At 70.8% G+C, this 9,077-nt stretch carries 12 protein-coding genes; 3 read left to right on the top strand and 9 right to left on the bottom strand.

Translation table 11 applies throughout. From position 1 onward, the window contains the following. Positions 1–106: 106 nt before the first annotated feature. Both VFZ92_RS16470 and VFZ92_RS16465 read right to left on the bottom strand, forming a co-directional pair. Positions 107–391, bottom strand: coding sequence for a MoaD/ThiS family protein (locus VFZ92_RS16470; protein WP_330876810.1), 285 nt, complete (start codon positions 389–391; stop codon positions 107–109). Continuing rightward, positions 388–1,497, bottom strand: a complete 1,110-nt coding sequence (locus tag VFZ92_RS16465; RefSeq protein WP_330876809.1) for an exo-alpha-sialidase — start codon at positions 1,495–1,497, stop codon at positions 388–390. Before VFZ92_RS16465 ends, VFZ92_RS16470 begins: the two co-directional genes overlap by 4 nt. A gap of 135 nt (positions 1,498–1,632) precedes the next feature. Between VFZ92_RS16465 and VFZ92_RS16460 the strand changes: the two genes are divergently transcribed. Next, positions 1,633–3,351 carry an acyl-CoA dehydrogenase gene (locus tag VFZ92_RS16460; protein WP_330876808.1) on the top strand — a complete coding sequence of 573 codons (1,719 nt, stop codon included), beginning with the start codon at positions 1,633–1,635 and terminating at the stop codon, positions 3,349–3,351. Here VFZ92_RS16460 and VFZ92_RS16455 read toward each other — a convergent pair. From VFZ92_RS16455 to VFZ92_RS16430, 6 genes are all read right to left on the bottom strand, one after another. Continuing rightward, entirely contained in the window at positions 3,348–4,223 is an 876-nt protein-coding gene (locus VFZ92_RS16455; protein ID WP_330876807.1) for an asparaginase, read from the bottom strand. The two genes, VFZ92_RS16460 and VFZ92_RS16455, sit on opposite strands and share 4 nt — an antisense overlap. Positions 4,224–4,242: 19 nt before the next feature. Next, positions 4,243–4,455 (bottom strand): hypothetical protein, encoded by a 213-nt coding sequence (locus VFZ92_RS16450; protein WP_330876806.1) that lies wholly within the window; start codon positions 4,453–4,455, stop codon positions 4,243–4,245. Further along, positions 4,452–4,721 (bottom strand): hypothetical protein, encoded by a 270-nt coding sequence (locus VFZ92_RS16445; protein WP_330876805.1) that lies wholly within the window; start codon positions 4,719–4,721, stop codon positions 4,452–4,454. The genes VFZ92_RS16450 and VFZ92_RS16445 overlap by 4 nt, the downstream gene beginning before the upstream one ends. 43 nt (positions 4,722–4,764) lie before the next feature. Next, entirely contained in the window at positions 4,765–5,301 is a 537-nt protein-coding gene (locus tag VFZ92_RS16440) for a class F sortase (RefSeq protein WP_330876804.1), read from the bottom strand. Continuing rightward, positions 5,298–6,101, bottom strand: a complete 804-nt coding sequence (locus VFZ92_RS16435; RefSeq protein ID WP_330876803.1) for a DUF4397 domain-containing protein — start codon at positions 6,099–6,101, stop codon at positions 5,298–5,300. Before VFZ92_RS16435 ends, VFZ92_RS16440 begins: the two co-directional genes overlap by 4 nt. Positions 6,102–6,250: 149 nt before the next feature. Next, on the bottom strand, positions 6,251–6,460 hold the full coding sequence (locus VFZ92_RS16430) for a cold-shock protein (RefSeq protein ID WP_106192998.1): 210 nt from the start codon (positions 6,458–6,460) through the stop codon (positions 6,251–6,253). A gap of 292 nt (positions 6,461–6,752) precedes the next feature. Between VFZ92_RS16430 and VFZ92_RS16425 the strand changes: the two genes are divergently transcribed. Then, a complete protein-coding gene (locus VFZ92_RS16425; RefSeq protein ID WP_330876802.1) occupies positions 6,753–7,109 on the top strand; it encodes a hypothetical protein in 357 nt (118 codons plus the stop codon). Positions 7,110–7,196: 87 nt separating this feature from the next. After that, positions 7,197–7,967 (top strand): hypothetical protein, encoded by a 771-nt coding sequence (locus VFZ92_RS16420; protein ID WP_330876801.1) that lies wholly within the window; start codon positions 7,197–7,199, stop codon positions 7,965–7,967. Between the two features lie 42 nt (positions 7,968–8,009). Here the strand turns inward: VFZ92_RS16420 and VFZ92_RS16415 are convergent, their stop codons facing one another. Then, positions 8,010–9,074, bottom strand: a complete 1,065-nt coding sequence (locus VFZ92_RS16415) for a sugar ABC transporter substrate-binding protein (protein WP_330876800.1) — start codon at positions 9,072–9,074, stop codon at positions 8,010–8,012. Positions 9,075–9,077 lie beyond the last annotated feature (3 nt).

The raw sequence follows: 9,077 nt of genomic DNA, 5'->3' as shown, positions 1-9,077 counted from the left end.
GACGGCGGGAGTGCACACGGCATCCGCCACCCGCTCCCGCTGGCCGGAGGACTCCGCGGTCCGGCCGGCGGGAGGCTGGGGCAGGGGGTTGTGGCAGGGGGTGTGGTCAGCCGCCTGCTACCGATGGGAGGACCTGTAGTTCGCAGTTGTCGTGGAGGACTGTTTCGGTGCCCGCCAGGCGGCGGCACTCCTCGCCGTCCACGTAGAAGTTGACGTAGCGGCGCAAGGCTGACCGCTCGTCCCTCAACCGGCGGTCGAGCAGCGGGTACTGGGCGGCCAGGACGTCCAGGGTGGCGCCCAGGGTGGCTGCCTCGGCCACGTCCAGCTCCAGCTTGGCGTTGCCGTTCACCACCGACCTGAGGACGCCGGGGACCAGGACGACGACTCTCATGACCGGATCACCGCCGCTCGGACGGTGAGGACGTCGGGCAGGTGCTCGGCCACGCGGTGCCAGTGGTCGCCCTCGTCGGCGCTGGCGAAGACCTCGCCGGTGCGGGAGCCGAAGTAGACGCCCGCCGGGGTGGCCGTGTCGACGCAGAGGGCGTCGCGGAGGACCGAGCTGTAGAAGCCCTCGTCGGGCAGGCCCTCGGAGAGGGCAGTCCAGGACTTGCCCGCGTCGTCGGTGCGGTAGACGCGGCACCTCGCGCCGGGCGGGAACCGGCGGGCGTCCGCCTCGATCGGGAAGCTGAAGACGACGTCCGGCCGGTGGGGGTGGACGGCCATGGCGAAACCGAAGTCGGTGGGCAGGCCGTCGGCGATGGACTCCCACGTGTCGCCGCCGTTGTCGCTGCGGTAGACGCCGTGGTGGTTCTGGAGGTACAGGCGGTCCGGGGCTTCCGGGTTGGTGGCGACCTTGTGGACGCACTGCCCGAACTCCGGGTACTCGTCGGGCATGAAGCTGACCTTGACGCCGGTGTTGGCGGGGGCCCACGTGGTACCGCCGTCGGCGGTCCGGTAGACGCCGCCGGTGGACATGGCGACCAGCACGCGCTCGGCGTCGGTGGGGTGCGGCAGGACGGTGTGGACGGCCTGACCGCCGCCTCCTGGCAACCAGTCCGGCCGGTGGGGGTGGTTCCAGAGGCCTTCGACCAGCGAGTAGGTGAGGCCGCCGTCGGTGGAGCGGAACAGGGCCGACGGCTCGGTGCCCGCGTAGACGACCTCGGGGTGGGCCTCGGGGCCGGGCGCGATCTGCCAGACGCGGGCCAGCGAGGTGTCCGTGCCCTCGGGGAACGAGATCGGGGCGTGGTCGGGCTCCTGCCACGTCAGGCCCAGGTCGTCGCTGGTCGAGACGCTGGGACCGAAGTGCTCGCTGGTGACGCCCGCGAGGATGCGAGGCACGGCGCCCCTCGTGTCGATCGCCACGGCGTACACCTCCGTCATGGCGTGGTGCGGGCCGCTCATCGACCAGCTCCGACGACCGTCCTCGCTGGTCGCGAGCCACAGCCCCTTGCGCGTGCCGATGGCGAGCAGAACCGTCTCGTCCTTGTTGTCGCCCATCAATCCCACCTCCCGAGTGTGACGTCCGGCACGCTACGCCGGGGGTCTGACAATTTCCTGGACTCCGGCACCCACCCGCTTAAGTTACTGACTGGTAGCGTGCGGCGGAGCGGACACGACCCGAAGGGAGCCACGGTGGCGGACTCGCTGTTCGACCCCAACAGCTACGACCCCAAGCACCTCGACGAGGAGAGCAGGCGGCTGCTGCGGGCGACGATCGACTGGTTCGAGGACCGCGGGAAGCGGCAGCTCACCAAGGACGACCAGGAGCGGGTCTGGTACACCGAGTTCCTCGACTTCGTGAAGCGCGAGAAGCTGTTCGCGACGTTCCAGACGCCGGCCGCCGACGCGAACGGCCACCCGGACAAGCGCTGGGACGCCGCCCGCAACGCCGCGCTGAGCGAGGTCCTCGGCTTCTACGGCCTCCAGTACTGGTACGCCTGGCAGGTCACGATCCTGGGCCTCGGGCCGATCTGGATGAGCGACAACGCCACCGCCCGCCGCCGCGCGGCCGACCTCCTCGACGACGGCGCGGTCTTCGCGTTCGGCCTGTCGGAGAAGGAGCACGGCGCGGACGTCTACTCCACCGACATGGTCCTGACGCCCAACGGCGACGGCACGTTCAAGGCCAACGGCGGCAAGTACTACATCGGCAACGGCAACGTCGCGGGCATGGTGTCGGTCTTCGGCCGCCGCGCCGACGTCGACGGCCCCGACGGGTACGTGTTCTTCGCCGTGGACAGCCAGGACGAGCACTTCCACCTCGTGCGGAACGTGGTCGACTCGCAGATGTTCGTCAGCGAGTTCCGCCTGGAGGACTACCCGATCGGGCAGGACGACCTGCTGCACAGCGGCGCCGACGCGTTCAGCGCCGCCCTGAACACCGTCAACGTCGGCAAGTTCAACCTGTGCACGGCGTCGATCGGCATCAGCGAGCACGCGTTCTACGAGGCGATCACGCACGCGCACAACCGGATCCTCTACGGCAACCCGGTCACGGACTTCCCGCACGTGCGGCAGAGCTTCGTCGACGCCTACGCGCGGCTGGTCGCGATGAAGCTGTTCTCCGACCGCTCGGTGGACTACTTCCGCTCGGCCTCCCCCGAGGACCGCCGCTACCTGCTGTTCAACCCCATCACCAAGATGAAGGTGACCAGCGAGGGCGAGCAGGTGATCGACCTGCTGTGGGACGTGATCGCGGCCAAGGGCTTCGAGAAGGACACCTACTTCGCGCGCGCCGCCCGCGACATCCGGGCCCTGCCCAAGCTGGAGGGCACGGTGCACGTGAACCTGGCCCTGGTGCTCAAGTTCATGCCGAACTACCTGTTCAACCCCACCGAGTACGCGCCCGTGCCGACCCGGCACGACGCGGCGGACGACGAGTTCTTCTTCCGCCAGGGGCCCGCCCGCGGTCTCGGCCAGATCCGGTTCAGCGACTGGGAAGTCCCCTACCGCGCGTTCTCGGACGTCCCGAACGTCGCGCGGTTCCACGAGCAGGCCGCGGCGCTCAAGACGCTGCTCACCACGGCCGCGCCCGACGCCGACCAGCAGAAGGACCTGGACTTCCTGCTGAACGTGGGCCACCTGTTCACGCTGGTGGTCTACGGCCAGCTCGTCCTGGAGCAGGCGGAGCTGTCCGGCGTCGACCGCGACGTCCTCGACCAGGTCTTCGACGTCCTGGTCCGCGACTTCTCCGGGTACGCGGTCGCCCTGCACGGCAAGGCGTCCTCGACCGACGCGCAGCAGGCCTGGGCGTTGGGCCAGGTCCGCAAGCCGGTCGTCGACGAGACCCGCTTCGGCCGGGTGTGGGAGCAGGTCAAGGCGCTGTCCGGCGCCTACGAGACCCGCCCCTAGACCGGCACGACCCGACCGACCTCACGGCCGCCGCCGAGCACCGGCACGCTCAGGTGCTCGGCGGCGGCCGAGACGTCGAAACCCAGGTCCCGCAACGCCACCAGCGCGACGGCCGTCGTGGCGCGCGGGCTGCCGTCGAGCACCTTCACCGCCACCGCGTGCCCTTCGGCCGTCGCCAGCACCAGCACGCCCTCCGCGCCCCCCTTGGCCAGCACGCCGGGCAGCAGCCGCATGACCTCGGTGTTCACGTGCCCCGGCCCGGCCACGTACTCCGGGTGCGCCCGCATCGCGTCCGCGACCGGCGTCCCCGCCAGCCCGCGGATCGCCCGCGCCAGCCCGGTCAACGTCATCGCGAACAGCGGCGCGCCGCAGCCGTCGACCGCGGTGTGCGTGGACCTCTCCCCCGCGAGGTCCTCCACCCCGGCGCGCACCAGCTCCTGGAACGGGTGGGCGGGCTCCAGGTAGTCGTCGACCGACCAGCCGGACGCGACGCAGCCCGCGAGCATCCCGGCGTGCTTGCCGGAGCAGTTCATCCTGATCCTCGACGGCTCCTCCCCCGCCCGGATCAGCGCGTCGCGGGTCGGCTCGTCCTCCGGCCACGACTCGACGCACCGCAGCGCGTCGGCCGTCAGCCCCGCGTCGGCGAGCACCCGCGAGACCACCTCCACGTGCCGGTCGAGACCGGTGTGGCTGCCCGCCGCGATGGCCAGCGCCGGTCCGCTCAGCGGCGCCCCGGCGGCCAGGCACGCCAGGGCCTGGAACGGTTTCGCGCTCGACCGCGGCAGCACGGGGTCGTCGACCGGTCCCCGGCGCAGCACGACCGCGCCGGACGGGTCGAGCCCGACGACGCTGCCGAAGTGCCTGCTCTCCACGAAACCCGACCTCGTGACCTCAGCGAGCGGAACGTGCACTTCGGGCCTCCAGGTGCCGGGCGAGCGCGGACAGCGAGGCGGTGACCACGAGGTAGACCAGGGCCACCACGAGGAACGTCTGGATCAGCAGGTGGTTGAGGTTCGCCAGCCCTCGACCGCTCTGGAGCAGTTCCAGGTAGCTGACCACGTACCCGAGGGCGGTGTCCTTCAGCAGCCCCACGGTCTGGCTCACCAGAGGTCGGCGTCGAAACCGGTCGGCTCGCCGGTGGCGGGGTCCCGCTGCGAGAGCGGGGGCGCGTCGAGCGAGCCGCCGACGAGCAGCTCACCGCGTTCCCTGATCCTGGCCATCGCGGAGCCCGCGGGGAGGTCGGCCGCGACCGGGGCCTTGGCCAGCAGCCGGTCGACCGCCGACGTCGGGCCGCCACCGGGCACCGCCGACCCACCGCCGGAACAGCCCGCCACCGCGAGCAGGACCACCGACAACGTTGTCCAACGCACGAAAACCGAGGCTAACGGTCCGGTTCGAGGCAGGTCAACGGTTTCAGGCGCGCGCGAGCACGGCCTCGACGATCACGTTGTCGCGGTAGCTGCTCGCCGTCTGGTCGAACGTGCCGCCGCAGGTCACCAGCCGCAGCTCCGACGCCGGGGTCGGGCCGTAGACCAGGTCGGTGGGGAACGCCGCCTTCTCGACCGAGTACGTCCGGTCCACCAGGAACTTCACCGCGCTGCCGTCCGCGCGCTCGACGAACACCTCGTCGCCGGGCTTGAGGTCGCCCAGCCGGAAGAACACGCCCGGCCCGGTCTTCGAGTCCACGTGGCCCGCGATCACCGCGGGACCGGCGTCGCCGGGCGCGACCCCGTCGGCGAACCAGCCGAGCACGTCGGCCCGCTCCGGCGGCACCAGCACGCCCGTCGCCGCGTCCACGGTCGTCTGGGTGACCACGTTGTCGACGGCGATGGACGGGATGCGCACCGACACCGGGCGGGGCGCGGAGACGGCCTCGTCGCCGCCGGGCTTCACGGCGTACGCCGCCAGCACGAGCACGCCGATCCCGAGGGCGATCTTGCCCCTGCTCACGGCACGACCCGGTCGCGCCGCGACCACAGGACCGCCGCGCACACCAGGACGGCGGCGAACGGGACCACGGGCCAGTCGGTCGAGCCCTCGCCGTCGGCCATGCCGCCCCAGCCGGTCTCCTGGCCGCCGCCGGGCACGACCTCGGACGCCTTCGCGTCGGCCCGGATCGTCGCGGTGACCTCGCCGTCCAGCTCCAGCACGACCACGGTGTACACGCCGCCGGGCTCGATGGCCGCCGTCAGGGTGACCGGCTCGGCCCCGCGGGGGACGACCTGGAGCGCCGTCGTCTCCGGGGCGATCGACGCGTAGAGCGTCGGCTCGGCGTACACGGCCTGCTTCACGATCGCCGTGCCCCCGTCGACCAGGTCGGCGGACATGGCGCGCGGGGCCGCGTTGATCATCCTGATCCTGGCCTGGCCGCTGCCGGGGAGGGTGATGTCGTCGTCCAGGACCTTCAGGGCGAGCCGGTCGGCGTTGCCGAGGCCTGCGACCGTGTACGCCCTGCCCTGACCAGCGTTCACCACCGTGCTGGCGGTCGCCTTCACGCCGGGGTCCGACCCGAGTGGCCGCCACTCGACGGTGTAGTTCCCCGGCTCGACCCGCCGGTAGTCCAGGAGGTCGCCGTAGTCGACCCCCGTCGTGCGCACGGCGGTGCCCGCCGTGGGGATGAGCGTGATGTCCTGGCTGCCGGTGCCTGCCGCCAGGTGGGCCAACCGGATGTAGGTGCCCGTGGCGGCGTGTGCCGGGGGCGTCAGGGCGAGGAGGAGGAACAGGACCACCGCAGCACGAGCAGCGCGCACCGCGCACCTCCCTCCGCAGGTCCGATGACGATCTCGACGGTACCTTGCGCGGACGCCGCGTCGGGAACGGGAAAGCGAGAGCCGCCAACCCCTGGTGGGGCTGGCGGCTCTCGCGAGTCCTGGGGACTCGATGAGTCAGGAGACTCGGATCAGCCGAGCGGACGAACAGACTGGGCCTGCGGGCCCTTCTGGCCCTGTCCGATCTCGAACTCCACGCGCTGGTTCTCCTCCAGGCTGCGGTAGCCGCTGGTCTGGATCTCCGAGTAGTGCACGAACACGTCGGCGCCACCGTTGTCCGGGGAGATGAAGCCGAAGCCCTTCTCCGAGTTGAACCACTTCACGGTGCCTTCTACAGCCATCTTGCTACTTCTCCTCTAACAGGTGCGCTGGGACCGAAGTCGCAGTTGCGGCAACTTCCGCCTGACCCGGAGGAAAGCTTCGCGCCCGCAACGTCGTTCCGCGAGCGTGGTCAAACACGAACACAGAAACTTTTACGACCTCGGACAGTCAACCACGGGGGACCTCCGCGCGTCGAGCCGAGATTTTTCGACCGCTCCGGCTGCTACGCTGGGCTATCCGCGGTCACTCTGCGACGCACGTGGACACCCACGGGTCCACCGCCACCGCCGACCGAGCCCGAGGAGCGCCGCCATGCCCGAACCGGTCCTGCTGTCCATCGCCGCCGCGGTCGCCACGAGGGCCGTGAAGGGGCTCTACGAGCTGGTGCGGGCGAAGTTCGCGGACGACCCCGACGCCTCCGAGCTGCTGGACGCCGCCGAGCGGGCCGCGGCCGAGGGTGACGCGACCGACTCCCCCGAGGTCGCCGAACTGGGTGAGGCGCTGGAGCGGGCCGAGCGGCAGGACCCCGAGTTCGGCGAGCGGCTGCGCGGGCACTGGGGCCACTCCGCCACCGTCGAGCAGCGCGGCCGGGTGACGAACCAGCTCACCGGCGACGTGCACGGCAAGCTGCTCCAGGCGGGCGACATCCAGGGCAACGTGCACTTCTAGGCCCGCGACCGGACCGAACCGACCGGGCTCCGCACGCGTGGGCGTAATGTCCATTTCCCCAGTGCGCACCGGAAGGGATCACCAGCGGTGTCGGTTCCCCTGTCGCGGTCGGCGGGCCCAGACCTGGTCAGCTCCGGCAGCGAGCGCCTGCTGTTCTTCTTCGTGGGGCTCGTCGTCACGTTCGTGCTCATCCGGATCAGCGTCCGGCTGATCCGCGCCAAGGTGCGCTGGTGGCCGGGCAACATCACGCCCGGCGGCACGCACATCCACCACGTCGTGTTCGGCACGGTCTTCATGCTCGTGGGCGGCGTGGCGGGCCTGGCCGCGCCGGACGACGTGCACTGGCTGCGCCTGAGCGCCGCCGCGCTGCTGGGCGTGGGGGCCGCGCTGGTGCTGGACGAGTTCGCGCTCATCCTGCACCTGAGGGACGTCTACTGGACCAAGAACGGCAGGCTCTCGGTCGACGCGGTGTTCCTCGCCATCGGCATGACGGGCCTGCTGCTGCTCGGCGCGCGCCCGCTCGGCTACGACGACTTCCTGACGCCCGGCCAGACGGGCGGCGACGCCGTGCTGCTCCGGCTGCTCGCGATCCTGGTCAACATCGGCTTCGCGATCGTCGCGCTGCTGAAGGGGAAGATCTGGACCGGTCTGCTCGGCCTGCTGGTGCCGGTGCTGCCGGAGATCGGGGCGATCCGGCTCGCGAGGCCCGGCTCGCCGTGGGCCAGGTGGAGGTACGCGGACGATTCCCGCAAACTCCGGCGGGCCTACCGGAGGGAAGCCCGCGTCCGACAACCACTCATTCGGATGAAGATCAGGATCCAGGAGTTCATCTCCGGTCGTCATGATCTACCGGATTAAGCGGCGATTGCCCCGGCTTTCACCGGAGCAATCGCGGCTGGGTTAATTGATAACGATGTTGTTCGCTGCGCAGATCGCTACAAGATCGTTCACGCACAGCTCCGACGATTTGACCACACCCTCCGCCACCAGACGGCGCACGGTCGGTTTGGTGATCAGGTCGGCACCCAGGAGCACCGACTTCACGTCGCGCTTGGCGACCAGGTCCCGGAGGTTGCCGGTGGCGAGGTCGTCCGCGCCTTCGAGGTCGCCCTTGGCCACGGCGATGGCGAGCCGGGCCGCCGCCTCCGCCTCGTCCCTGATGGGCTTGTAGACGGTCATGCACTGCTCGCCGCGCAGGATGGCCTGGAGGCCCGCCAGGGTGGCGTCCTGGCCGGTCACGGGCACGCGGATGTTCTTCGCCTTGAGCACCTCGATCACCGCGCCCGCCAGGCCGTCGTTCGCGGCGATGACGCCGTCGACCTTGTCGGCGTTGGCGTCGAGGATCTGCTCGAACTGCTGCTTCCCGATGACCGGGTCCCACTGCTCGATGGCCTGGCTCTTGACCAGCTTCAGCGCGCCGGAGTCGTACTTGGCCCCCATCTTGCGCCGCTGGCCGTCGGCGAACAGCGTGGCGTTGTTGTCGGTGGGAGCGCCCTGGATCTCGATGATCTGGCCGCCGGGCTTGTCGCCGAGGCAGGACAGCAGGCCCTCGGCCTGCAGTTCTCCCACGGCGATGTTGTCGAACGACACGTAGAACTCGGCGGTGCCGCCGAGCGTGACGCGGTCGTAGTTGATCACCGGGATCTTGGCGGCCTGCGCCTTGCGCTCGACGGCGGCGCCGCCCTCGGGGCTCAGCGGCGTGGTCATCAGGACCTTGACCCCGCGCTTGATCATGTCGTCCGCGATGCTCGCGAACTTGTCCTCGTCGCCCTCGGCGTTCTCGATGATCGGCTCGATGCCCGCGAAGCCCAGGGCCTGGGCGAGGAGGGGCCGGTCCTGGTCCTCCCACCGCGCGGAGGACGTCCGGTCGGGGAGGATCACGCCGACCGTGGGCTTCGCCTTGGACAGACCGGTCGTGCCGGTCCGGTCGTCGGGCGCCGTTCCACAGGACGCGACGAGCAGCACCAA

The sequence above is a fragment of the Umezawaea sp. genome, assembly GCF_036375055.1.
Classification (GTDB): Bacteria; Actinomycetota; Actinomycetes; order Mycobacteriales; family Pseudonocardiaceae; genus Umezawaea.
Note: the sequence above shows the minus strand (reverse complement) of the source record. Positions and strands in the feature narration are given on the sequence as shown.

Bases quoted from the DNA above. Each gene is read 5' to 3' on its own strand.
- VFZ92_RS16470 (WP_330876810.1), bottom strand. From the start codon at position 391: ATGAGAGTCGTCGTCCTGGTCCCCGGCGTCCTCAGGTCGGTGGTGAAC.
- VFZ92_RS16465 (WP_330876809.1), bottom strand. From the start codon at position 1,497: ATGGGCGACAACAAGGACGAGACGGTTCTGCTCGCCATCGGCACGCGC.
- VFZ92_RS16430 (WP_106192998.1), bottom strand. From the start codon at position 6,460: ATGGCTGTAGAAGGCACCGTGAAGTGGTTCAACTCGGAGAAGGGCTTC.
- VFZ92_RS16425 (WP_330876802.1), top strand. From the start codon at position 6,753: ATGCCCGAACCGGTCCTGCTGTCCATCGCCGCCGCGGTCGCCACGAGG.